General features: G+C 72.6%; 24 protein-coding genes. 19 read left to right on the forward strand and 5 right to left on the reverse strand.

Annotation, left to right across the window (positions count from 1 at the left end):
• The first annotated feature begins 124 nt into the window (after positions 1-124).
• The gene (dnaE, locus tag ACMATS_RS28465) at positions 125-3,676 is read left to right on the forward strand and encodes a DNA polymerase III subunit alpha (protein WP_414169521.1); all 3,552 of its coding nucleotides are present in this window, start codon (positions 125-127) and stop codon (positions 3,674-3,676) included.
• Positions 3,677-3,933: 257 nt separating this feature from the next.
• On the opposite strand, the gene ACMATS_RS28470 is transcribed toward dnaE, so the two are convergent.
• The gene (locus ACMATS_RS28470) at positions 3,934-4,107 is read right to left on the reverse strand and encodes a hypothetical protein (RefSeq protein ID WP_414169522.1); all 174 of its coding nucleotides are present in this window, start codon (positions 4,105-4,107) and stop codon (positions 3,934-3,936) included.
• Positions 4,108-4,378: 271 nt separating this feature from the next.
• Between ACMATS_RS28470 and ACMATS_RS28475 the strand changes: the two genes are divergently transcribed.
• From ACMATS_RS28475 to ACMATS_RS28490, 4 genes are all read left to right on the forward strand, one after another.
• Positions 4,379-5,671, forward strand: a complete 1,293-nt coding sequence (locus tag ACMATS_RS28475) for an NYN domain-containing protein (RefSeq protein ID WP_414169523.1) — start codon at positions 4,379-4,381, stop codon at positions 5,669-5,671.
• A 263-nt stretch (positions 5,672-5,934) separates the two neighbouring features.
• Entirely contained in the window at positions 5,935-6,906 is a 972-nt protein-coding gene (locus tag ACMATS_RS28480) for an ABC transporter ATP-binding protein (protein WP_414170813.1), read from the forward strand.
• Positions 6,903-7,739 (forward strand): ABC transporter permease, encoded by an 837-nt coding sequence (locus tag ACMATS_RS28485; RefSeq protein ID WP_390777580.1) that lies wholly within the window; start codon positions 6,903-6,905, stop codon positions 7,737-7,739. The genes ACMATS_RS28480 and ACMATS_RS28485 overlap by 4 nt, the downstream gene beginning before the upstream one ends.
• A 35-nt stretch (positions 7,740-7,774) precedes the next feature.
• The gene (locus tag ACMATS_RS28490; RefSeq protein WP_390777579.1) at positions 7,775-8,380 is read left to right on the forward strand and encodes a hypothetical protein; all 606 of its coding nucleotides are present in this window, start codon (positions 7,775-7,777) and stop codon (positions 8,378-8,380) included.
• 235 nt (positions 8,381-8,615) lie between these two features.
• Here ACMATS_RS28490 and ybaK read toward each other — a convergent pair whose 3' ends face one another.
• From ybaK to ACMATS_RS28505, 3 genes are read right to left on the reverse strand one after another with little or no spacing between them, the layout of a single operon-like run.
• Positions 8,616-9,113 carry a Cys-tRNA(Pro) deacylase gene (gene ybaK, locus ACMATS_RS28495; RefSeq protein WP_336412537.1) on the reverse strand — a complete coding sequence of 166 codons (498 nt, stop codon included), beginning with the start codon at positions 9,111-9,113 and terminating at the stop codon, positions 8,616-8,618.
• Positions 9,114-9,130: 17 nt separating this feature from the next.
• Positions 9,131-9,868 (reverse strand): LON peptidase substrate-binding domain-containing protein, encoded by a 738-nt coding sequence (locus ACMATS_RS28500; protein WP_390777578.1) that lies wholly within the window; start codon positions 9,866-9,868, stop codon positions 9,131-9,133.
• 43 nt (positions 9,869-9,911) lie between these two features.
• On the reverse strand, positions 9,912-11,513 hold the full coding sequence (locus tag ACMATS_RS28505) for an oxidoreductase (RefSeq protein WP_390777577.1): 1,602 nt from the start codon (positions 11,511-11,513) through the stop codon (positions 9,912-9,914).
• A 139-nt stretch (positions 11,514-11,652) separates the two neighbouring features.
• Between ACMATS_RS28505 and hisD the strand changes: the two genes are divergently transcribed.
• From hisD to hisF, 8 genes are read left to right on the forward strand one after another with little or no spacing between them, the layout of a single operon-like run.
• Positions 11,653-12,978 carry a histidinol dehydrogenase gene (hisD, locus tag ACMATS_RS28510; protein WP_414169524.1) on the forward strand — a complete coding sequence of 442 codons (1,326 nt, stop codon included), beginning with the start codon at positions 11,653-11,655 and terminating at the stop codon, positions 12,976-12,978.
• On the forward strand, positions 12,975-14,081 hold the full coding sequence (locus ACMATS_RS28515) for a histidinol-phosphate transaminase (RefSeq protein ID WP_414169525.1): 1,107 nt from the start codon (positions 12,975-12,977) through the stop codon (positions 14,079-14,081). The genes hisD and ACMATS_RS28515 overlap by 4 nt, the downstream gene beginning before the upstream one ends.
• The gene (gene hisB, locus ACMATS_RS28520) at positions 14,078-14,674 is read left to right on the forward strand and encodes an imidazoleglycerol-phosphate dehydratase HisB (protein ID WP_390777574.1); all 597 of its coding nucleotides are present in this window, start codon (positions 14,078-14,080) and stop codon (positions 14,672-14,674) included. The genes ACMATS_RS28515 and hisB overlap by 4 nt, the downstream gene beginning before the upstream one ends.
• Entirely contained in the window at positions 14,671-14,838 is a 168-nt protein-coding gene (locus tag ACMATS_RS28525) for a hypothetical protein (RefSeq protein WP_390777573.1), read from the forward strand. Before hisB ends, ACMATS_RS28525 begins: the two co-directional genes overlap by 4 nt.
• Positions 14,835-15,482 (forward strand): imidazole glycerol phosphate synthase subunit HisH, encoded by a 648-nt coding sequence (gene hisH / locus ACMATS_RS28530; RefSeq protein ID WP_414169526.1) that lies wholly within the window; start codon positions 14,835-14,837, stop codon positions 15,480-15,482. The genes ACMATS_RS28525 and hisH overlap by 4 nt, the downstream gene beginning before the upstream one ends.
• A complete protein-coding gene (priA, locus tag ACMATS_RS28535) occupies positions 15,482-16,207 on the forward strand; it encodes a bifunctional 1-(5-phosphoribosyl)-5-((5-phosphoribosylamino)methylideneamino)imidazole-4-carboxamide isomerase/phosphoribosylanthranilate isomerase PriA (RefSeq protein WP_390777571.1) in 726 nt (241 codons plus the stop codon). Before hisH ends, priA begins: the two co-directional genes overlap by 1 nt.
• On the forward strand, positions 16,204-16,611 hold the full coding sequence (locus ACMATS_RS28540) for a RidA family protein (RefSeq protein ID WP_336412528.1): 408 nt from the start codon (positions 16,204-16,206) through the stop codon (positions 16,609-16,611). The genes priA and ACMATS_RS28540 overlap by 4 nt, the downstream gene beginning before the upstream one ends.
• Entirely contained in the window at positions 16,608-17,363 is a 756-nt protein-coding gene (gene hisF, locus ACMATS_RS28545) for an imidazole glycerol phosphate synthase subunit HisF (protein ID WP_391155338.1), read from the forward strand. The genes ACMATS_RS28540 and hisF overlap by 4 nt, the downstream gene beginning before the upstream one ends.
• 58 nt (positions 17,364-17,421) lie before the next feature.
• Here the strand turns inward: hisF and ACMATS_RS28550 are convergent, their stop codons facing one another.
• On the reverse strand, positions 17,422-18,054 hold the full coding sequence (locus ACMATS_RS28550) for a TIGR03085 family metal-binding protein (protein WP_414169527.1): 633 nt from the start codon (positions 18,052-18,054) through the stop codon (positions 17,422-17,424).
• A gap of 37 nt (positions 18,055-18,091) precedes the next feature.
• On the opposite strand from ACMATS_RS28550, the gene hisI reads away from it, so the two are divergent.
• The 6 genes from hisI (at position 18,092) to trpC (ending at position 22,807) form a co-directional block, all read left to right on the forward strand.
• On the forward strand, positions 18,092-18,451 hold the full coding sequence (hisI, locus tag ACMATS_RS28555) for a phosphoribosyl-AMP cyclohydrolase (protein WP_414169528.1): 360 nt from the start codon (positions 18,092-18,094) through the stop codon (positions 18,449-18,451).
• Positions 18,452-18,559: 108 nt separating this feature from the next.
• A complete protein-coding gene (locus tag ACMATS_RS28560) occupies positions 18,560-20,092 on the forward strand; it encodes an anthranilate synthase component I (protein ID WP_390777567.1) in 1,533 nt (510 codons plus the stop codon).
• Positions 20,093-20,156: 64 nt separating this feature from the next.
• Positions 20,157-20,813, forward strand: a complete 657-nt coding sequence (locus ACMATS_RS28565) for a TIGR02234 family membrane protein (protein WP_414169529.1) — start codon at positions 20,157-20,159, stop codon at positions 20,811-20,813.
• A 123-nt stretch (positions 20,814-20,936) separates the two neighbouring features.
• Complete coding sequence (locus tag ACMATS_RS28570; RefSeq protein WP_336412522.1) at positions 20,937-21,152, forward strand: HGxxPAAW family protein; 216 nt, start codon at positions 20,937-20,939, stop codon at positions 21,150-21,152.
• 122 nt (positions 21,153-21,274) lie between these two features.
• Positions 21,275-21,697 (forward strand): DUF2752 domain-containing protein, encoded by a 423-nt coding sequence (locus ACMATS_RS28575; RefSeq protein ID WP_414169530.1) that lies wholly within the window; start codon positions 21,275-21,277, stop codon positions 21,695-21,697.
• A gap of 300 nt (positions 21,698-21,997) precedes the next feature.
• Entirely contained in the window at positions 21,998-22,807 is an 810-nt protein-coding gene (gene trpC / locus ACMATS_RS28580; protein WP_390777564.1) for an indole-3-glycerol phosphate synthase TrpC, read from the forward strand.
• Positions 22,808-22,810 lie beyond the last annotated feature (3 nt).

Below are 22,810 nucleotides of genomic sequence, written 5' to 3' on the forward strand. Positions count from 1 at the left end.
GATGTGCTGCCGTCCTCAACGTGCGGGACCGCCCGTCCGTGCCCGCGTCTGTCGGTGGGGGCCGGTAACCTTCGAAGCTGTCCCCGCCCGCCGCCGCCCACCGCCCGCCGGAGGTTTCCCCGCCGTGACCGCCTCGTCCAGGCCCCCCTTCACGCACCTGCACGTCCACACCCAGTACTCCCTGCTGGACGGTGCCGCGCGGCTCAAGGACATGTTCAAGGCCTGCCAGGACATGGGCATGACGCACATCGCCATGTCCGACCACGGCAACCTGCACGGCGCGTACGACTTCTTCCACCAGGCGAAGAAGGCGGGGATCACCCCGATCATCGGCATCGAGGCCTACGTGGCCCCCGAGTCCCGGCGCAACAAGCGGCGCATCCAGTGGGGCCAGCCGCACCAGAAGCGCGACGACGTGTCGGGTTCCGGCGGCTACACGCACAAGACGATCTGGGCGTCGAACAGGACCGGCCTGCACAACCTCTTCCGCCTCTCCTCCGACGCGTACGCCGAGGGCTGGCTGACCAAGTGGCCGCGGATGGACAAGGAGACCATCGCCCAGTGGTCGGAGGGCCTGATCGCCTCCACCGGCTGCCCGTCCGGCGAGGTGCAGACCCGGCTGCGGCTCGGCCAGTTCGACGAGGCCGTCCAGGCCGCCAGCGACTACAAGGACATCTTCGGCGAGGGCCGGTACTTCCTGGAGCTGATGGACCACGGCATCGAGATCGAGCGCCGGGTCCGCGACGGCCTGCTGGAGATCGGCAAGAAGCTGGGCATCCCCCCGCTCGTCACCAACGACTCGCACTACACCTACCCGCACGAGGCCGAGGCGCACGACGCCCTGCTGTGCATCCAGACCGGCAAGAACCTCTCCGACCCGGACCGCTTCAAGTTCGACGGCACCGGCTACTACCTGAAGTCCACGGACGAGATGTACGCCATCGACTCCTCGGACGCCTGGCAGGAGGGCTGCCGCAACACGCTCCTCGTCGCCGAGCAGGTCGACACCGCCGGCATGTTCGAGGCGAAGAACCTCATGCCGAAGTTCGACATCCCCGAGGGCTACACCGAGATCACCTGGTTCCAGGAGGAGGTCCGCCGCGGCATGGCCCGGCGCTTCCCCGGCGGCGTCCCGGACGACCGGCAGAAGCAGGCCGAGTACGAGATGGACGTCATCATCCAGATGGGGTTCCCCGGCTACTTCCTCGTCGTCGCCGACTTCATCATGTGGGCCAAGAACAACGGCATCGCGGTCGGCCCCGGCCGAGGCTCCGCGGCCGGCTCGATCGTGGCCTACGCCATGGGCATCACCGACCTCGACCCCATCCCGCACGGCCTGATCTTCGAGCGCTTCCTCAACCCCGAGCGCGTCTCCATGCCCGATGTCGACATCGACTTCGACGAGCGTCGGCGCGCCGAGGTCATCCGGTACGTGACGGAGAAGTACGGCGCCGACAAGGTCGCCATGATCGGCACCTACGGCACCATCAAGGCCAAGAACGCCATCAAGGACTCCGCCCGCGTCCTCGGTTACCCGTACGCCATGGGCGACCGCATCACCAAGGCCATGCCCGCCGACGTCCTCGGCAAGGGCATCCCGCTCTCCGGCATCACCGACCCCGCGCACCCGCGCTACAGCGAGGCCGGCGAGGTCCGCGGGATGTACGAGAACGAGCCGGACGTGAAGAAGGTCATCGACACCGCGCGCGGCGTCGAGGGCCTGGTCCGGCAGATGGGCGTGCACGCGGCCGGCGTGATCATGTCCAGCGAGACGATCACCGACCACGTCCCGGTCTGGGTCCGCGCCTCCGACGGCGTCACCATCACACAGTGGGACTACCCGAGCTGTGAGTCGCTCGGCCTGCTGAAGATGGACTTCCTGGGTCTGCGCAACCTGACCATCATGGACGACGCCGTCAAGATGGTGAAGGCCAACAAGGGTCTCGACATCGACCTGCTGGCCCTCCCGCTGGACGACCCCACGACCTTCGACCTGCTCCAGCGCGGCGACACCCTCGGCGTGTTCCAGTTCGACGGCGGACCCATGCGCTCGCTGCTGCGCCTGATGAAGCCCGACAACTTCGAAGACATCTCCGCCGTCTCGGCCCTCTACCGGCCGGGCCCGATGGGCATGAACTCGCACACCAACTACGCGCTGCGCAAGAACAAGCAGCAGGAGATCACGCCGATCCACAAGGAGCTGGAGGAGCCCCTCGAAGAGGTCCTGGCCGTCACCTACGGCCTGATCGTCTACCAGGAGCAGGTGCAGAAGGCCGCCCAGATCATCGCGGGCTACTCGCTCGGCGAGGCCGACATCCTCCGCCGCGTCATGGGCAAGAAGAAGCCCGACGAACTGGCGAAGAACTTCACCATCTTCCAGGCCGGCGCCCGCAAGAACGGCTACAGCGACGAGGCCATCCAGGCCCTGTGGGACGTCCTGGTCCCCTTCGCCGGCTACGCGTTCAACAAGGCCCACTCGGCCGCGTACGGACTGGTCTCGTACTGGACCGCCTACCTCAAGGCCAACTACCCGGCCGAGTACATGTCCGCGCTCCTCACCTCGGTGCGGGACGACAAGGACAAGTCGGCGATCTACCTCAACGAGTGCCGCCGCATGGGCATCAAGGTGCTCCCGCCGAACGTCAACGAGTCCCAGGCGAACTTCGCCGCCCAGGGTGACGACGTGATCCTCTTCGGCCTCACCGCCGTCCGCAACGTCGGCCAGAACGTGGTGGATTCGATCATCCGCTGCCGCAAGTCCAAGGGGAAGTACACCTCCTTCCCCGACTTCCTGGACAAGGTCGAGGCGGTCGTCTGCAACAAGCGCACCGTCGAATCCCTGATCAAGGCCGGCGCCTTCGACACGATGGGGCACACCCGCAAGGGCCTCACCGCGCACTACGAGCCGATGATCGACAACGTGGTCGCGGTCAAGCGCAAGGAGGCCGAGGGCCAGTTCGACCTCTTCGGCGGCATGGGCGACGAGAGCGCCGACGACGGGCCGGGCTTCGGCCTGGACGTGGAGTTCTCCGACGTGGAGTGGGAGAAGGCCTATCTGCTCGCGCAGGAGCGCGAGATGCTCGGCCTCTACGTCTCGGACCATCCCCTCTTCGGCATCGAGCACGTCCTCAACGACAAGGCCGACGCCGCCATCTCCCAGCTGACCGGCGGCGAGCACGCCGACGGTGCGATCGTGACGATCGGCGGCATCATCTCGGGCCTGCAGCGCAAGATGACCAAGCAGGGCAACGCCTGGGCCATCGCCACCGTCGAGGACCTGGCGGGCTCCATCGACTGCATGTTCTTCCCCGCCACCTACCAGCTGGTCTCCACCCAGCTCGTCGAGGACGCGGTCGTGTTCGTCAAGGGCCGGCTCGACAAGCGCGAGGACATCCCGCGGCTGGTCGCGATGGAGCTGATGGTTCCCGACCTGTCCAACGCGGGCACCAATGCGCCCGTGATCATCTCCATCCCCACCGTGAAGGTCACCCCGCCGATGGTCGAGCGCCTCGGCCAGGTGCTCACCCACCACCGGGGTTCCACCGAGGTGCGCATCAAGCTCCAGGGGCCGCGCAAGACGACCGTGCTCCGGCTCGACCGGCACCGGGTGACGCCCGACCCGGCGCTCTTCGGTGACCTGAAACAGCTCCTCGGCCCGTCCTGCCTGGCCGGCTGAGCCCTAGGGCCTGCCGTCACATTCCCGTCTGCCCCGCGACGCCTGGCACGCACTCTCGCCGTGCCGGGCGAAAGCCCAAGTACGTCCAGTACGAGGACTTCCGCCCGGCACGCCGAGAGCACGCACCAGACGCCGCGGGGCCGCCCTTCGGGCGACGACGGGAATGTGACGGCAGGCCCTGGGCCGCGACGGCCCGACAGCGCGAGGGGCGCGCCCGCCGAATGCGGGCGCGCCCCTCAAGCGCACCGAAGCGCCGGTCAGTTGTGGCCGAAGCGCTTCTGCTTGCCCTTACGGGCCAGGTCGCCGGGGGTCACTTGGCTCTGCCGCTGCTCGGACTGGGCCTCGATCGAGGACTTCTGCGCCTGCTGAGTGCTCTTTTCAGCCGATTGGGCCTGCTGCCTGGACCGGTCCTGTTTCTTGTTCTTGGCCATGCCGGTATGCCTCCACATCGGGGTGACCCCCCTTTCGCACACCCTTGCACGCACCGCCGAACCGCGCATTTCGGGTAATTACCGTGAGTGATAGGGACACTTGTCGACTGTTACCCGTATCCGCCACGCCGATGATCCAGTTCGGACTGATAACCCCCGCGCGGTCGGGCAGACTCCAGGGAAAGCCGAAAGCCCGGAGCGCCGGGGCACCACTGTGCCGGGGGGACGACCGTGCTGCCGGCCGGCCCCGACCCATGGAGAGAGGTGGACCGTGGACCGCTGCGTCGTCCTGGTCGACGCCGGCTATCTGCTGGGCGCCGCCGCGAGCCTGCTGGCCGGGGAGCCCGCCCGGTCGCGCATCACGGTCGACCACGCAACGCTCATCCAGGGCCTGCGCGAACGCGCCGAGGCCGACACCGAACGCCCGTTGCTGCGCATCTACTGGTTCGACGGCGCCCCCGACCGGGTTCCCCAGCCCGAGCACCGCCGGCTGCGCGTCATGCCGCGCGTCACCGTCCGGCTCGGCGCCCTGACCCGCAGCGACGGCCGCTGGGCCCAGAAGGGCGTGGACGCGGCCATGCACGCCGAACTCACCGAGCTCGCCCGCAACAGGGCGTGCTCCGACATCGTGCTCGTCACCGGCGACGGCGACCTGCTGCCCGGCCTGATGTCCGCCAAGGAACACGGGGTCGCCGTCCACCTGTGGGCCGTCCAGGCCGCCGACGGCGACTACAACCAGTCCGAGGACCTCGTCGCCGAGGCCGACGAGCGGCGCGTGCTCGACCGCACCTGGATCACCCGGGCGGTCCGGGCCAAGGAGCTCACCGGCCCCTGCGCGCCGCAGCCGGCGCCCCGGCCCGAGATCGCGGCCATCCTCTCCGCCCCGCTCCCCGAGAGCGCCGCGGCGGCGGCCGCCGCGGCCGCCCGCAACGGGGACTCCGGCACCGACACGGGCAACGGCTCCCGGCCCGCGGCGGCCGCCGCGCTCCCCGGGAGCGCGGGGCCCGAGCGCACGGGCGACACGCCCGGCAGCCGCGGGGTGCCCACGCCGAAGGACCTCGCGAGCCTGGGCCGCGGCCCCGCGGCCCAGGCCAACGGGCAGCCGCCCGCGGTGAGTACCGGGGCCTCGCCCAACGCGACCCTGCGCTGGTCGTCCGACAAGGGCTGGGTCGAGCGGAGCGGCCCGGGCAACGGCCTGGGGGAGACCCCCGAGACCGCCTCCCTGCCCACGCTGGCCCAGCTCACCAGCGCGGAACAGCGCTGGGCCGACCGCGAGGAGGACATCACCACCGTCGGCGGCGACCCCTTCGAGGTGGGCCAGGTCTTCGCCCGGCGCTGGACCGAGCGCATCACGGACTCCGTCCACCTGCAGCACCTGTCGACGGAATACCCGCGGATTCCCCACCGCATCGACGGCGAGCTGCTGCGGTACGCAGCCCGCTTCGGGCTGCTGGCGCACAAGGACGACCAGATCGACGAGCACGACCGCTATGCGATTCGTGCCGGGTTCTGGCGCGAGATCGACGCGCGAACGGCGGCGGAGCACGCACCGGCTGGGGATTAGAGGTGCCCCGGTCCCGCCCCTTCACCGTTTCTTGGGGGGCAAGCCCCCCAAGCCCCCCGATCTCGGGGGCTCTGCCCCCGGACCCCCGGACTTGGGCTCGCGCCCCGAAGGGGCGCGGGGAACTGCGCGATCAGCCACAGACGGCCCGCACCGTCCCCGCAGCCGGGGCGCAGCCCCCGTGGCGAGCCGCGCCGCCCAGGCGCGTAACCTCATAGCTCGTGAGAACGGTCGCGAAACAGGCGGAGCGGGCTGCAAGCCCCACGGTGTGCACCGTGCGCGGCCTCGTCAAGACCTACCCCGCCGCGCGCGGCCGCCGCGGCGCACCCGGCACCGGGGCCGTGCAGGCCAGCGCCGGCATCGACCTCGACATCCGGCGCGGCGAGATCTTCGGGCTGCTCGGCCCGAACGGCGCCGGCAAGACCACGCTCGTCCGCCAGCTCACCGGCCTGCTGCGGCCCGACGCGGGCCGCGTCGAACTGCTCGGCCACGACCTCGTCCGGCACCCCGAGCGCGCCGCCCGGCTCGTCGGCTACCTCGGCCAGCACTCCACCGCGCTCGACGAGCTGACCGTCTCCCTCGCCGCCGAGACCACCGGCCGGCTGCGCGGGCTGGACCTGCGCGCCGCCCGCGCCGAGCGCGACGCCGTCCTGGAGGAGCTCGGGCTCACCGCCATCGCCTCGCGGCCGCTGAAGAAGCTCTCCGGCGGCCAGCGCCGCCTCGCCTGCTTCGCCGCCGCGCTGGTCGGCGACCGGCCCGTGCTGATCCTCGACGAGCCCACCACCGGCATGGACCCCGTGGCCCGCCGCGCCGTCTGGTCCGCCGTCGACCGGCGGCGCGCCGAGCGCGGCGCCACCGTGCTGCTCGTCACCCACAACGTCATCGAGGCCGAGACCGTCCTGGACCGGGTCGCCGTCCTGGAGAGCGGCCGGATCATCGCCTGCGACACCCCGGCCGGGCTCAAGCAGCTCGTCGGCGACGAGGTCCGGGTCGACCTCGTCTGGCGCACCGATCCTCCGCTGGACGTCCCCGAGGTCGCCGCCCTGCGCGGCGCGGCGACCGAGGCCGGGCGCCGCTGGTCGCTGCGGCTCGGGCCCGCCGAGGCGCGCGCCGCCGTCGCCGCCGTCACCGGCGGTCCCGCCTTCGCCGCGCTCGACGACTTCACGCTCGCCACGCCCAGCCTGGAGGACGTCTATCTGGCGCTGGGCGGTCGTACGGAGGGTTTGGTAAAGGGATGAGCGCTGTGACCACCGGGGTGGTGCCGGGGCAGAGCCGCGAGCGCGGCGACGCCCGGGCCCGGGCCGGGGACGGCGAGGCCGCCCCGCTCGGCCCGCGGGCCCGGTTGCTGCCCGCGCTGGCCGCGGTCTACCGTGCCCAGCTGTCGCGTGCCCGCGTGGCGCGGATACCGCTGCTGTTCGTGGCGACCTTCCAGTCCGTCGGCATCATGATCCTGATGCGCGGCGTCGTGGACGGCGGGGACGCGGCGCGGGCCGTCGTGTCCGGCTCCAGCGTGCTGGTCGTGGCGTTCGTCGCGCTCAACCTCCTGGCCCAGTACTTCGGACAGCTGCGCGCCGGCGGCGGGCTCGACCACTACGCGACGCTGCCGGTGCCGCCCGCCGCGGTGGTGCTCGGCGCGGCCGGGGCCTACGCGTCCTTCACCGTGCCCGGCACGGCCGTCACGGCCGTCGTGGGCAGCGTGCTGTTCAAGCTGCCGCTGGGGCACCTGTGGGTGCTGGCCGCGGTGATCCCGCTCGCCGGGGCCGCGCTCTCCGGGCTCGGCGCGGCGCTGGGACTGCTCGCGCCGCGCCAGGAACTGGCCACGCTGGCCGGCCAGTTGGGCATGTCCGCGGCGCTGCTGCTGGGCGTGCTGCCGGCCTCGCACATGCCGATGCCGGTCGCCCTCGCGCGCGACCTGCTGCCCTCCACCTACGGGGTGGAGGCGCTGGCCCGCAGCTTCGACGCGCACCCCGACTGGCTGCTGGTCGCCGCCGACCTCGGCGTCTGCGCGGCCGTCGGCGTGGTGTCGCTGGCCGCGGCCACCTGGGCCTTCCGCCGGGCGGCGGTGCGGTGACGCGCCGCACCGCGCCGGCCTGGCACGATGACGGGGTGACCGCATCGCTCTCCCCGCACGACCAGCCCGCCGTTCCCGAGGAACCGCCGCCCGCCGCCCCCGCGCACGACCTGCGCACCGAGGCGCGGCAGTCCGCCGTCGTCCTGGCGGCCGTGACGGTGTCCGGGCTGCTGCTGGGGCTGCTGTGGCTGTGGCTGGCGCCGCGGGTGCCGCTGATCTCGGACGGCAAGGCGGTGTACCTGCGCAACTCGGAGGGCGAGCAGGCCGTCGGCGCGGACGGCGTCTTCGCCTTCCTGGGGCTCGGGTTCGGCGCGGTGAGCGCGGCGCTGGTCTTCTGGTTCCGCCGCAGCGGCGGCATCGCCGTGGTGGTCGGACTGGCGGTGGGCTCGCTGCTGGCCTCGCTGATCGGCTGGCGGCTGGGCGTCTGGCTGGGGCCGACGCCGGACGTGGCCGCGCACGCGCGGGCCGTGGGCAAGGGGGTCGTCTTCGACGGGCCGCTGAAGCTGGGGGCCAAGGGCACGCTGTTGGCGTGGCCCTTGGCCGCGATGGCGGTGCACTTGGGCCTTACGGCCCTGTTCGGGCCCAGGGATCCGGAGCCGGTGCCGCATTGGCCGGCGGCCGAGGCTCCGCCGGAGGCCTAGCGCCCCGCACGGGGCGCCCGTCAGGGGCGCGGTTCCCCCGGACTGGGGGCTGGGGCTTGCCCCAGGAAAACGGCGAAGGGGCGGGACCGGGGCCCCGAACCCCCTACGCCGGCCGCCTCCCGTGGTTGGCCCGGCCCTTCTTCAGGCGCCACCTCCGCTTGCGGGTCCGCTTGGACATGGGCATCCCCTCCTCTACCCCTCGGTGGTAGCCGAGCGCAGCGGAACCGTCCAGGGGTCAGGCGCGCGCAATCGGTGCGACCACCGCCCCCGTGAGCGCCGCCAGGTCTCCCGGCGCGAGCTCCACCTCCAGGCCCCGGCGGCCCGCCGACACGCAGATCGTGGGGTGTGCGCCCGCCGACGCGTCCAGCGCCGTGCGCAGCCGCTTGCGCTGCCCGAGCGGGGAGATGCCGCCCCGTACGTACCCCGTGGTGCGCTCCGCGAGGGCCGGGTCGGCCATCGCGGCCCGCTTGCCGCCGAGCGCAGCGGCCAGGGCCTTGAGGTCCAGGGAGCCGGACACCGGCACGACCGCGACCGTCAGGCTGCCGTCGACGTCGGCCACCAGGGTCTTGAAGACCCTGCCCGGCTCGACGCCCATCGCCTGTGCGGCCTCCTCGCCGTAGGACGCCACGGCGGGGTCGTGCTCGTAGGCGTGCACGGAGAACGCCGTCCCGGCCTTCTCCAGGGCCACGATGGCGGGCGTCGAGCCCGCACCCTGCTTCTTCGTCTTCGCCAACGCGTCCGTCCCCTCGGTCAGTTGGGGCTGGTCGGCCGTCTGGTGAGCTCCACGGCCGGCAACGACGGGAGCTTACCGATCACGGCCGTCTCGGCGCGCAGCAACCTCAGCTCCTCCGCCAGCCGCGACGCGGTGTCCGGCGTCTGGAGCAGCCGCTGCTTGGCGGGGGTGTCCAGCACCGCCGCGGCCGCGACCAGATAGGACAGCACCGACGGCTCCCCGGGCAGATCCGCCTGCCCGGCCAGCGAGCGCTCGCTCGCTCCGGCCAGCCGCTTCTGGTACGCGCGGAACGCCCGCACCACGCCCGAGGCCAGGGCGCCCGCCTCGTCGCCCTGTTGCTCCGGGATCTCCTCGACCTCGCCCGTCAGATAGGGGCCGGTGGCGTCGACCGACAGCAGCCGGAAGCGGGTGGTGCCGCTGGCGAGGACCTCGTACGTGCCGTCCGGGCGCTCGCGGATGGTGGCCGCCTCGGCCATGCAGCCCACGGAGTAGAAGGACGTGAGGGGATCGGGGCCGAACCCGGACGCCGGCCCCGGCTCCGGGCGGGCCTGCTCGGGCAGGCCCGGCGCGGTGGGCGCGACCTCGCGGCCGTCGCGGATGGCGACGACGCCGAAGCGCCGCGGCATCTCCTCCGGCAGCGCCGACAGCTCGCGCATCATGGCGCGGTACCGCTGCTCGAAGACGTTGAGCGGAAGGACGAGCCCCGGGAAGAGCACCGAGTTCAGCGGGAAGATCGGAAGGCGAGCGCTGGTCACAGCCGGTAAGCCTAATGGCCAGCGCCGACAGGGTGCCGGGAGTTCACTGGCGGCGCAGCAGCCGGGAGGCCCCGGCGGCGACCGTCGTCGCCAGTACCCAGCCCAGCAGGATCAGCGCGGCCGACAGCCATTGGGCGAGGCCCGTGGTCTTCCAGGCCAGGCCCTGCCCGAGGTCGACGACCGGCAGCAGCAGGTCCAGGGTGTAGAGCTCGGGGTTCCAGGCGGGGCCCTCGTGCTCCTTGACCGGTTCGAAGTGCTGGTGGGAGAAGTAGAGCGTCCCCAGCGCCCACAGCACCGCCATCCACACCGCCGCCCGGCCCGGGCGGTAGCCGTAGGCCACGGCCCAGTCCTGCAGATAGCCCCAGGCCCGGCCGGCCAGGGGCAGCGTCTCGCGTCTGCGCCGCTGCTTGGCCAGCAGCACCTCGCGCGCGTCCTCGTCCTCCCCGCTGTCGCGCAGGGCGGCGGCCAGCCGCTCGTACGGCTCCGGCGCGTACTCGGGGGTGGCCGCGGCCACCCACTCCAGGCGCAGCGGGAGCGGGAAGCGGCCCAGGGGTATGAGGTTCTCGTAGAAGAAGCCGGCCATCGTCAGCCCGCCGGGGCCCGGCCAGCTGTCGTAGCGGTCCACCAGATTGGTGACCCGGGCCCCCGACAGCACGACCCGCCCGCGCTCCGGCCGGTCCCCGAGGAAGCGCAGCTCGGGCGTCTGGACGCGGCGCAGCGACAGTTCCTGGTCCGGCTGCATCACGAAGAGGGCCTGGCTCAGGTCCACCGCGTCGCCGAACCGCCCGTCGTCCAGCCGCGCCCCGCCGTGGCACTCGAAGCGCTGCACCCGCGTGCCCCGCTCGGGCGTGCCGGGGGTGATGCCGTACGGGGGAGTGCCGCCGGGGAAGGCGGAGCCGCTGATGCCGACCGCCGTGAGGTAGAGGGTGCGCTCCACGGTGAGCTGCGGGGCGTTGAGCGCGCGTCGCCCGTAGGGGTTGTGCAGGGCCGAGCCGCGCAGGCTCAGCGAGGCGCCGACGGTGGCGCCGCGCAGGCTCAGTTCCCCGTAGGAGCGCATCATCTCGGCCTGCAGGTCCTGCCCGACGGTCAGGCCGTCCGCGGCGACGGACACCCCGTGCCGGTCCCGGCGCACCACGGCCTGGTTGAGCAGCAGGTCCGTGCCGATGTGGGCGTCGGTCAGTCGGACGCCGTGCCGTATCACCGAGCGCGGCAGGTGCAGATCGCCCTCGGTGTGCAGCCGGGCGGCCTCCAGCCGGGGAATGGCGCAGCCGACCAGGCGCAGGGTGGTGAAGTGGCACTCGGGCAGCAGCAGCTGCTGGTCGAAGCGGCAGTTGTGCAGCTCGACGTAGGGGACGACGGTCCCGCCGGAGAGGTCGAGCCGGCCGGTGATCCGCACCCCGTTGAGCTTGAGCGCGGCCACCCGGCCGGGCAGCGCGGGCGGGCCGTCCAGGAGCAGCAGCGCGACGACCGTCGCGCGCACGCTGCGCTCGGGGCCCCAGGCGTGCGGGCCGTCCGGATCGTTGCGCTCGTGCTCGGCGGCCCGCAGGTCGTGGGTGCTGCCCTGGCGGAACGCCTGCCACATCCCCTGCTCGGCAGGGGTGAGATCCAGCCCGTGCGGAAGCCCGCCGTCCGTCTGCTCGGTCACCGCGCCCCCTTCCGTCACCCGTACGGCCGTGCTACGGATCCCCATTCCCCCTGTGGCGGCGCGGACACCGTCCGTGCAGGCGTATCAGAGGGTGGTCCGGAGAAACGTGCGACGGGACGGGTCTGAGACAATTGGCCGTGTGATTTCCCGAATCGATCTGCGCGGTGCTGCCTTCCCAGAAGGCGGTATCGACCGCGACCTGCTGCCCCGAGCCGAACTCGACGTTGCAGCCGCCCTGGAGAAGGTGCGGCCCATCTGCGAGGACGTGCATCATCGCGGCACCGCGGCCTTGATCGACTACGCGGAGAAGTTCGACGGCGTCACGATCGACCGCGTGCGGGTCCCCGCCGAGGCGATCACCCGTGCCCTGGAGGAGCTCGACCCGGCCGTCCGCGCCGCGCTCGAGGAGTCCATCCGGCGCGCCCGCATCGTCCACCGCGAGCAGCGCCGCACCGACCACACCACCCAGGTCGTGCCCGGCGGCACCGTCACCGAGCGCTGGGTGCCGGTGGAGCGCGTCGGGCTGTACGTGCCCGGCGGCCGGTCCGTCTACCCCTCGTCCGTCGTCATGAACGTCGTCCCGGCCCAGGAGGCCGGCGTCGGCTCGATGGCCGTCGCCTCGCCCCCGCAGGCCGATTTCGGCGGTCTGCCGCACCCGACGATCCTGGCCGCCTGCGCGCTGCTGGGCGTCGACGAGGTCTACGCGGCCGGCGGCGCCCAGGCGATCGCCATGTTCGCCTACGGCACCGACGAGTGCCGCCCGGTCACCATGGTCACCGGCCCCGGCAACATCTGGGTCGCCGCCGCCAAGCGGCTGCTCAAGGGCCGCATCGGCATCGACGCCGAGGCCGGCCCCACCGAGATCGCCATCCTCGCCGACGCCACCGCCGACCCGGTGCACGTCGCCGCGGACCTGATCAGCCAGGCCGAGCACGACCCGCTGGCCGCCTCCGTGCTCGTCACCGACTCCGAGGAGCTGGCGGCCGCGGTCGAGCAGGAGCTCAAGGTCCAGGTCGCCGCGACCAAGCACGTCGAGGACCGGATCCTCCCGGCCCTCACCGGCCGCCAGTCCGGCATCGTCCTCGTCGACGGCATCGACCAGGGCCTCGCGGTCGTGGACGCCTACGCCGCCGAGCACCTGGAGATCCAGACCGCGGACGCCTCCGCCGTCGCCGCCCGGGTGCGCAACGCGGGGGCGATCTTCGTCGGCCCGTACGCGCCCGTCTCGCTCGGCGACTACGCCGCCGGCTCCAACCACGTGCTGCCCACGGGCGGTTGCGCCTGCCACTCCTCCGGCCTCTCCGTGCAGTCCTTCCTGCGCGGCATCCACGTTGTCGACTACAGCCGCGAGGCCCTCGCCGAGGTGGCCGGGCACGTGGTGACGCTGGCCGAGGCCGAGGATCTGCCCGCACACGGTGCCGCTGTCAAGGCACGGTTCGACTGGAGGGTTCCGGAGAGCAAGTGACTGGTATCGACGATCTCCCCATCCGGGACGAACTGCGCGGCAAGTCCCCGTACGGCGCTCCCCAGCTCGACGTGCCCGTACGCCTGAACACCAACGAGAACCCCTACCCGCTGCCCGAGCCGCTCGTCGCCCGCATCGCCGAGCGCGTCGCCGAGGCGGCCCGGAACCTCAACCGCTACCCCGACCGGGACGCGGTCGAGCTGCGCACCGAGCTCGCCAAGTACCTCTCCCGCACCACGGGTTACGAGGTCACGCGGCAGCAGGTGTGGGCCGCCAACGGCTCCAACGAGGTCCTCCAGCAGCTGCTGCAGACCTTCGGCGGACCCGGCCGCACGGCCCTCGGCTTCGAGCCCTCGTACTCGATGCACGCGCTCATCTCGCGCGGCACCGGCACCGGCTGGATCCCCGGCCCCCGCCACGAGGACTTCACCATCGACACCGACGCGGCCGTCGCCGCGATCGCCGAGCACAAGCCCGACGTGGTCTTCATCTGCTCGCCCAACAACCCGACGGGCACGGCGGTCACCGAGGAGACGGTGCTGCGGCTGTACGAGGCCGCGCAGGCCGCCAAGCCGTCGGTCGTCGTCGTGGACGAGGCCTACGGCGAGTTCAGCCACCGCCCCTCGCTGCTCCCGCTGATCGAGGGCCGACCGCACCTGGTCGTCTCGCGCACCATGTCCAAGGCCTTCGGCGCGGCCGGGCTGCGCCTGGGCTACCTCGCGGCGCACCCCGCCGTCGTCGACGCCGTGCAGCTGGTCCGCCTGCCGTACCACCTCTCGTCGGTCACCCAGGCCACGGCCCTGGCCGCCCTGGAGTTCACCGACACGCTGCTCGGCTACGTCGAGCAGCTCAAGGCCGAGCGCGACCGCATCGTCACCGAGCTGCGCGCCATGGGCTGCGAAGTGACCGAGTCCGACGCCAACTTCGTGCAGTTCGGCCGCTTCCCCGACAGCCACACCGCCTGGCAGGCCATCCTCGACCAGGGTGTGCTGGTGCGGGACAACGGCGTACCGGGATGGCTCCGCGTCACCGCGGGCACCCCGGCCGAGAACGACGCGTTCCTCGAAGCGGTGCGCACCATTCGCAAGGAGAGCAACTCATGAACCCGCGTGTGGGCCGCGTTGAGCGCACCACCAAGGAGACGTCCGTGCTCGTCGAGATAGACCTCGACGGCACCGGCCAGGTCGACGTGTCCACCGGCGTCGGCTTCTACGACCACATGCTCGACCAGCTCGGCCGCCACGGCCTCTTCGACCTCACGGTCAAGACCGACGGCGACCTGCACATCGACACCCACCACACCATCGAGGACACCGCCCTCGCGCTCGGCGCCGCCTTCAAGCAGGCCCTCGGCGACAAGACCGGCATCTACCGCTTCGGCAACTGCACGGTCCCGCTGGACGAGTCGCTCGCCCAGGTCACCGTCGACCTCTCCGGCCGCCCCTACCTGGTGCACAGCGAGCCCGAGAACATGGCGCCGATGATCGGCGCCTACGACACGACGATGACCCGGCACATCCTGGAGTCCTTCGTCGCACAGGCCCAGATCGCCCTGCACGTCCACGTGCCCTACGGGCGCAACGCGCACCACATCGTCGAGTGCCAGTTCAAGGCCCTTGCCCGTGCCCTGCGTTACGCCTGCGAGCGCGACCAGCGCGCCGCCGGGATCATCCCGTCGACGAAGGGCGCCCTGTGAACTCCATCTCCACGCTGTTCATCCTGCTGGGCCTGTTCCTCCTCGGCGGCGTCTACTCCTTCTGGAAGCAGAAGATGTCCAAGAGCATCATCACGCTGCTCGCCGTCGGCTCGGCCATGTCGCTCGCCGCGGGCATCCTGCGCATCGAAGGACTGTGGTCATGAGCGGAAACGCGAAGAAGAAGGTCGTCGTCTTCGACTACGGCTTCGGCAACGTCCGTTCCGCCGAGCGCGCCCTCGCCCACGTCGGTGCGGACGTGGAGATCACCGGTGACTACGACAAGGCCATGAACGCCGACGGTCTGCTCGTCCCCGGCGTCGGCGCCTTCGCCGCCTGCATGCAGGGGCTGCGCTCCGCGCGCGGCGACTGGATCGTCGAACGCCGGCTGTCCGGCGGCCGCCCGGTCATGGGCATCTGCGTCGGCATGCAGATCCTCTTCGAGCGCGGCATCGAGCACGGCGTAGAGACCGACGGCCTCGACGAGTGGCCCGGCACCGTCGAGCCGCTCAAGGCGCCCGTCGTCCCGCACATGGGCTGGAACACCGTCGAACCGCCCGAGGGCACCCGGCTCTTCGCGGGCCTCGACGCCGACACCCGCTACTACTTCGTGCACTCCTACGCCGTGCGCGAGTGGAACTTCGTGGTCGGCAGCGACGTCATCCGCCCGCCGCTGGTCACCTGGGCCACGCACGGCGAGCCCTTCGTGGCCGCCGTCGAGAACGGGCCGCTGTGCGCCACGCAGTTCCACCCCGAGAAGTCCGGCGACGCCGGAGCCCAGCTGCTGACCAACTGGATCGAGACGCTCTGATGCCCACGCTTGAACTCCTCCCCGCCGTCGACGTCCGCGACGGCCAGGCCGTCCGCCTCGTCCACGGCGAGTCCGGCACGGAGACCTCCTACGGCGACCCGCTGACCGCCGCCCAGGCCTGGCAGCGCGCCGGCGCCGAGTGGCTGCACCTGGTCGACCTCGACGCCGCCTTCGGCACCGGGGACAACCGCGCACAGGTCGCCGAGGTCGTCCGCGCCATGGACATCAAGGTCGAGCTCTCCGGCGGCATCCGCGACGACGCCTCCCTCGCCGCGGCCCTCGCCACCGGCTGCACCCGCGTCAACCTCGGCACCGCCGCCCTGGAGAGCCCCGAGTGGGTCGCCAAGGTCATCGCCGAGCACGGCGACCGCATCGCCGTCGGCCTCGACGTCCGCGGCACCACCCTGCGCGGCCGCGGCTGGACCCGCGACGGCGGCGACCTCTACGAGACCCTGGCCCGCCTGGACTCCGAGGGCTGCGCCCGCTACGTCGTCACCGACATCGCCAAGGACGGCACCCTCCAGGGCCCCAACCTGGAGCTGCTGAAGAACGTCTGCGCCGCCACCGACCGGCCGGTCGTCGCGTCCGGCGGCGTCTCCTCCCTTGACGATCTGCGGGCTCTTGCCACCCTGGTACCGGAGGGTGTGGAAGGCGCCATCGTGGGCAAGGCCCTCTACGCCAAGGCGTTCACCCTGGAAGAGGCACTGGAGGCTGTGTCCGTATGACCGAATCCCCCGCGCCGCGGCGTGTGCAGTCGGACAGCTCCTGGGAGGAGACGATCGGATTCGCACGGGCCGTGGAGGCGGGGGACCGGGTCCTCGTCTCCGGCACGCTGCCCATCACCGGCGGCGTGATCCAGGGCGAGGGCGATCCCTACGAGCAGACGCTCGCGGCCTTCGGCAAGGCGCTGCACGCCCTGAAGGAGCTCGGACTCGGCATCGAGTCCGTCGTCCGCACCCGTATGTACCTGGCCCACGTGCGCGACGTGGACGCGGTCGGCCGCGCCCACAAGGAGCTCTTCGACGACGTCCGGCCGGCCTCGACCATGGTCGTGGTCTCCGGTTTCGTCGACTCCCGCGCGCTGGTCGAAGTAGAAGTAGAAGCCTTCCGAGGAGCAACGAGCACATGACCCTGGCGGTCCGAGTCATCCCCTGCCTGGACGTGGACAACGGCCGGGTCGTCAAGGGCGTCAACTTCCAGAACCTGCGCGACGCCGGCGACCCCGTCGAGATGGCCAGGGTCTACGGCGCCGAGGGCGCCGACGAGCTGACCTTCCTCGACATCACGGCCTCCTCCGGCAACCGCGAGACCACCTACGACGTCGTGCGCCGCACGGCCGAGCAGGTGTTCATCCCGCTGACGGTCGGCGGCGGCGTGCGCACCCCCGAGGACGTCGACAAGCTGCTCCGCGCCGGGGCCGACAAGGTCGGCATCAACACCGCCGCCATCGAGCGCCCCGACGTGATCCGCGAGATCGCCGAGCGGTTCGGCAGCCAGGTGCTGGTGCTGTCCGTGGACGCGCGACGGACCGCGTCCGGCAGCTTCGAGGTCACCACGCACGGCGGCCGCCGCGGCACCGGCATCGACGCGGTCGAGTGGGCGCACCGCGCCGCCGAACTGGGCGCCGGCGAGATCCTGCTGAACTCCATGGACGCGGACGGCACGAAGGACGGCTACGACACGGAGATGATCCGGGCGGTGCGGAAGCATGTCACCGTGCCGGTGATCGCGAGTGGTGGTGCGGGGCGCCTTGAGCACTTTGCTCCGGCGGTGGAGGCGGGGGCCGATGCGGTGCTGGCCGCGTCGGTGTTCCACTTCGGCGATCTTCGGATCGGGGACGTCAAGGGTTCGCTGCGGGATGCGGGGCATCCGGTGCGGTGAGCTTCGGCTGCGGGCCGGTCGTGGCTGGTCGCGCAGTTCCTCGCGCCCCTTCGGGGCGCTAGATGCCCAGCTTCGCCGCCCCCAGCTTGGCCACGGCCATCTCGTCGCCCTCCAGCTCCACCTTGGCCGCCTTCTGGCGGCCGAAGGCGAACAGGGTCAGCTCGGTCGGCTCACCGGTCACCGTGACCACCGGAGCCCCCTTCCGGGCCACCGCGGTCCGTCCGTCGGGGCGCCGCAGCACCAGGCCGACCGGCGAGCGGCGGCCCAGCACCCGGGCCATCGCCTCCAGGCGGGTCCACAGGGCGTCCGCGAAGACCGGGTCCACCGAGCGCGGCGTCCAGTCCGGCCGGGCCCGGCGCACGTCCTCGGTGTGCACGTAGAACTCCACCGTGTTCGCCGCCTCGTCGATCTGCTTGAGGGCGAACGGCGAGACCTTCGGCGGCCCGCTCCTGACGAGCTGCACCAGCTCCTCGTACGGCTTCGCCGCGAACTCCGCCTGCACCCGCTCCAGCCGGGCCGCCAGCGGCTTGAACAGCACGCCGGCCGCGGCGTCGGCACGGCGCTCGCGCACCACCACGTGTGCGGCGAGATCACGGGCGTTCCAGCCCTCGCAGAGCGTCGGGGCGTCGGGGCCCGAGGTCTCCAACAGGTCGGCGAGGAGCAGGCGTTCGCGCTGCGCGTGGGTCGACATGGCGCCAGCCTACGGCCGCCGCGGCAGAATGGGGGGCATGACAGGCAATTCCTCCGCTCTCGACCCGGCCGTCGCCGCGCGCCTCAAGCGCACCGCCGACGGTCTGGTCCCCGCCGTCGCCCAGCAGTACGACACCGGTGAGGTGCTCATGCTCGGCTGGATGGACGACGAGGCCCTCCACCGCACCCTCACCACCGGCCGCTGCACCTACTGGAGCCGCAGCCGGCAGGAGTACTGGGTCAAGGGCGACACGTCCGGCCACGTCCAGCACGTGAAGTCCGTGGCCCTGGACTGCGACGGAGACACCCTCCTGGTCAAGGTCGACCAGGTGGGCCCGGCATGCCACACGGGCACGAGGACGTGCTTCGACGGGGACGTCATCCTGAGCGCCCCGTAAGGGGCGCGAGGCTGTGACATTGTGCGGCTCCGCCGCGTGGGCGCGACCAGCCACAACGAACCCGCAGTCGAACCCCGACGCCAAACAGAGCCGCTAGGCTCCCAGGGCATGGCTGCCAAGCACGAGGGCATCAGCCCCGACGCCGAGACCTTCCGGATGCTCGCGAAGGACCGCCGCGTCATCCCGGTCACCCGCCGTTTCCTCGCCGACGGGGACACCCCCGTCGGCCTCTACCGCAAGCTCGCCGCCGAGCGCCCCGGCACGTTCCTGCTGGAGTCCGCCGAGAACGGCCGCACCTGGGCCCGATACTCCTTCATCGGCGTCCGCAGCTCCGCCACGCTCACCGTCCGCGACGGGCAGACCCACTGGCTCGGCACCCCGCCCGTCGGCGTCCCCGTCGACGGGGACCCGCTGGATGCGCTGCGGGCCACCGTCGAGGCCCTGCACACCCCGCGCGACCTGATAGAGGGTGCGGGACTTCCGCCGTTCACCGGCGGCATGGTGGGCTACCTCGGCTACGACATCGTCCGCCGCCTGGAGAGGATCGGCGAGCACGGCCGGGACGAGCTGGGCCTGCCCGAGCTGACCATGCTGCTCACCTCGGACCTCGCCGTCCTGGACCACTGGAGCGGCAGCGTCCTGCTGATCGCCAACGCGATCAACCACAACGACCTGTCGACGGGCATCGACGAGGCCTACGCCGATGCCGTCGCCCGGCTCGACGCCATGGCCGCCGACCTGCGCAGGCCGGAGCCCACGCAGCCCGTCGCCCTGCCCGCCTCCGAACTGCCCGAGTACACCGCGCGCTGGGGCGGCCCGGACTACATGACGGCCGTCGACGACATCAAGGAGCGCATCCGCGCGGGCGAGGCCTTCCAGGTCGTGCCCTCGCAGCGGTTCGAGACCCCGTGCACGGCCTCGGCCCTGGACGTCTACCGGGTGCTGCGGGCCACGAACCCGAGCCCGTACATGTACCTGTTCCGATTCCCCCACGGGGAAGGAGGGGCGTTCGACGTGGTCGGGTCCAGCCCCGAGGCGCTGGTCAAGGTCGAGGACGGGCACGCCATGGTGCACCCCATCGCGGGGACGCGCCCGCGCGGCGCCACGCCGCAGGCGGACGCCGCGCTCGCCGAGGAGCTGATGGCCGACCCCAAGGAGCGCGCCGAGCACCTGATGCTCGTCGACCTCGGGCGCAACGACCTCGGCCGGGTCTGCGAGCCCGGCAGTGTCGAGGTCGTCGACTTCATGTCGGTCGAGCGCTACAGCCACGTGATGCACATCGTCTCCACCGTCACCGGCCGCCTGGCCCCCGGCCGCACCGCTTTCGACGTGCTGACCGCCTGCTTCCCCGCGGGCACCCTCTCCGGCGCCCCCAAGCCGCGGGCCATGCAGATCATCGAGGAGCTGGAGCCCACCCACCGGGGGCTGTACGGCGGCTGCGTCGGCTACCTGGACTTCGCCGGGGACTCCGACACCGCCATCGCCATCCGCACGGCCCTGCTGCGCGACGGCACCGCCTACGTCCAGGCCGGCGCCGGCGTGGTCGCCGACTCCGACCCGGCGGCCGAGGACGCCGAGTGCCGCAACAAGGCCGCCGCGGTGCTGCGCGCCGTGCACACCGCCAACCGGCTTGCACCGTGAGCCCCGTGAGCGTGCCGGGCACCCCGGTCGCGCGGGCCGGAAATCGCCGGGGGATAGTGGAACCGTGAGCGCAGCAGTACCCCACCCCCGTCCCCAGGCCGAGTCCGCCACCCCCCGTGCGCGGCGCGGCGGCCGGCGCAGTGTCGCCGTCGCCCTGCCGTCCGGTGCCGCCGGTGCGGCGCTCGTGCTGCTCGCGGGCGGCCGCACCTGGGCCGAGGGCGCGGCCGCCGTCGCCCGCGGCACCCTGCCCCGGCACGCCACCGGCCAGGACATCAGCGGCCTGCCCACGGCGCTGGCCGTCGTCGGGCTGGCCGCCCTGGTGGCCGTCTTCGCGGTGCGCGGGGCCGGGCGGCTGCTCGTCGCCGCGCTGCTCGCGCTGAGCGGCGCGGGCGTCGTCGCGGGCGCCGTCACGGGCGCCTCGGACACCGGTGCGCTGGACCAGAAGGCCGCCAAGGTCAACGGCCTGACCGAGGCGACCGTCCAGGGCGTCACCCACACCGCCTGGCCGTGGGTCGCCCTCGCGGGCGGTGCCCTGCTGCTCCTGGCCGGGCTGGTCGCCCTGCGGTACGGCCGCGACTGGCCCGCCATGTCCGGCCGCTACGAGCGCGACGGCGCCCCCCGCCCGCGGCGCACCGCCGCGGTACCCGACCCCGACCGCCCCGAGGACCTGTGGAAGGCCCTCGACCGCGGCGAGGACCCCACGGGCGGGGCCGGCCGGTGACGCCGCCCGTGACGCGGCCGGGACACGCCCACCCCGGAGCGGACCGGCACGGCGCGTACGGAACAATGTCCCGGAGTGATCTCTGCGCCCGCAGGCGCGATACAGCAACGAGGAGTCAGTCTCATGTCGGGTAGCAGCCACGGACACACCCCGGCCGCGTGGACCGGTGTCATCATCGCCTTCATCGGCTTCTGCGTCTCCGGCGCGTTCGTCGTGATGGCCAAGCCGGTGGGCTTCTGGGCCGGAATGGTCATCGTCCTGCTCGGCGGTGTCGTCGGCATGATCATGCGCGCCATGGGCATGGGGCAGCCGAAGACCCAGGCGCAGACGCAGGGCTGACCTCCGGTCCTCTCCCTCCCTCCCTCCCGCAAAGGCGCGGCCCAGGACCGTACGGACGGCAACACCGCCCGTACGCCCGTCCTGAGCTGCGCTTTCGTGCTGTGCGGGGGAGACTCGGCAGCGTGCGGGAACTTCAATCCCCGCTGCGCCGCCTCGCCGCCCCGCTCGGTGTCGCCGCGGGGCTCGCGGCGGCCGTGGCGTACGTGGGCGCCGTGGACCCGGGCCGGCCGGGCCGGTACCCGGTCTGCCCGCTGCTGCACTGGACGGGCCTGTACTGCCCGGGCTGCGGCGGCCTGCGCGGCCTGCACGCCCTCGCGCACGGCGACCTCGCCGGCGCACTCGGCGCCAATGCGCTCGCCGTGGCCGCGTACGCCGCCTTCGCCGGGTTCTGGGCCGTGTGGTGTGTCCGGGCGCTGCGCGACGGGAGGGGGATGCGGGTGGCGCTGCGCCCGTGGGCCTGGTGGGCGCTCGGCGGGCTCGTCCTGGCGTTCACGGTCGCGCGGAACCTGCCCTTCGGGGCGGCGCTGGTGCCGGGCGGCCTTTAGCCTGTCCGGCGGATCTTGGTGACGCGGCACTGCGGCGCCCCGTAAGGGGCGCGGGGAACTGCGCGACCAGCCACGACGGCCCGCAGTTGAAGTCCCGGGGCTTCGCCCCGGCCCCCGGGCAGTGCGTCGGCTGCAGGCCGTCGGTGGCTGGTCGCGCAGTTCCCCGCACCCCCTACGGGGCGCACCGCGTCAACCGGATGCGAATCCTTCGCCCTCCGGCAAGTACCATCGCAGTGCCTGGTGAGGTGAGCTTGTGCCGCACCAGCCCAGACCAGCCGAGTCCGGAAGGGGGCCGCTCGCGTGAGTGTGCTCGACGAGATCATCGACGGAGTCCGTGCCGACCTCGCGGAGCGGCAGGCGAGCGTCAGCCTCGACGAGCTCAAGGAGCGCGCGGCCAAGGCGCCACAGGCCAAGGACGGCGCCGCCGCGCTGCGCGGCGAGAACGTCAGCGTGATCTGCGAGGTCAAGCGCTCCAGCCCGTCCAAGGGCGCGCTGGCCGCGATCGCCGACCCCGCGGGCCTGGCCGCCGACTACGAGGCGGGCGGCGCCGCCGTCATCAGCGTGCTGACCGAGCAGCGCCGCTTCGGCGGTTCGCTGGCCGACCTGGAGGCCGTCCGCGCCCGGGTCGACATCCCGGTCCTGCGCAAGGACTTCATCGTCACCGCCTACCAGCTGTGGGAGGCCCGCGCCTACGGCGCCGACCTGGCCCTGCTGATCGTCGCCGCGCTGGAGCAGGAGGCCCTGGTCTCCCTGATCGAGCGGGCCGAGTCGATCGGCCTCACCCCGCTCGTCGAGGTGCACGACGAGGAGGAGGCCCGGCGCGCGGTCGACGCCGGCGCCCGGGTCATCGGCGTCAACGCCCGCAACCTGAAGACCCTCGAGGTGGACCGGGACAACTTCGCCCGGGTCGCCCCCGAGATCCCGGACGGCATCATCAAGATCGCCGAGTCCGGCGTGCGCGGCCCGCACGACCTGATCGCCTACGCGAACGAGGGCGCCGACGCGGTACTCGTCGGCGAGTCCCTGGTGACGGGGCGCGACCCGAAGGGCGCGGTCGCCGACCTCGTCGCGGCGGGCGCCCACCCGGCCCTGCGGCACGGCAGGAGCTGACCG

This window comes from Streptoverticillium reticulum (assembly GCF_047456005.1).
Classification (GTDB): Bacteria; Actinomycetota; Actinomycetes; order Streptomycetales; family Streptomycetaceae; genus Streptomyces; species Streptomyces reticulum.

Excerpts from the sequence above, each read along its gene's own strand:
- ACMATS_RS28485 (WP_390777580.1), top strand. The coding sequence starts at position 6,903 with ATGAGCGCTGTGACCACCGGGGTGGTGCCGGGGCAGAGCCGCGAGCGC.
- ACMATS_RS28540 (WP_336412528.1), top strand. The coding sequence starts at position 16,204 with ATGACCGAATCCCCCGCGCCGCGGCGTGTGCAGTCGGACAGCTCCTGG.
- hisH (WP_414169526.1), top strand. The coding sequence starts at position 14,835 with ATGAGCGGAAACGCGAAGAAGAAGGTCGTCGTCTTCGACTACGGCTTC.
- ACMATS_RS28570 (WP_336412522.1), top strand. The coding sequence starts at position 20,937 with ATGTCGGGTAGCAGCCACGGACACACCCCGGCCGCGTGGACCGGTGTC.
- ACMATS_RS28560 (WP_390777567.1), top strand. The coding sequence starts at position 18,560 with ATGGCTGCCAAGCACGAGGGCATCAGCCCCGACGCCGAGACCTTCCGG.
- hisB (WP_390777574.1), top strand. The coding sequence starts at position 14,078 with ATGAACCCGCGTGTGGGCCGCGTTGAGCGCACCACCAAGGAGACGTCC.
- hisF (WP_391155338.1), top strand. The coding sequence starts at position 16,608 with ATGACCCTGGCGGTCCGAGTCATCCCCTGCCTGGACGTGGACAACGGC.
- hisI (WP_414169528.1), top strand. The coding sequence starts at position 18,092 with ATGACAGGCAATTCCTCCGCTCTCGACCCGGCCGTCGCCGCGCGCCTC.
- ACMATS_RS28470 (WP_414169522.1), bottom strand. The coding sequence starts at position 4,107 with ATGGCCAAGAACAAGAAACAGGACCGGTCCAGGCAGCAGGCCCAATCG.
- priA (WP_390777571.1), top strand. The coding sequence starts at position 15,482 with ATGCCCACGCTTGAACTCCTCCCCGCCGTCGACGTCCGCGACGGCCAG.
- ACMATS_RS28550 (WP_414169527.1), bottom strand. The coding sequence starts at position 18,054 with ATGTCGACCCACGCGCAGCGCGAACGCCTGCTCCTCGCCGACCTGTTG.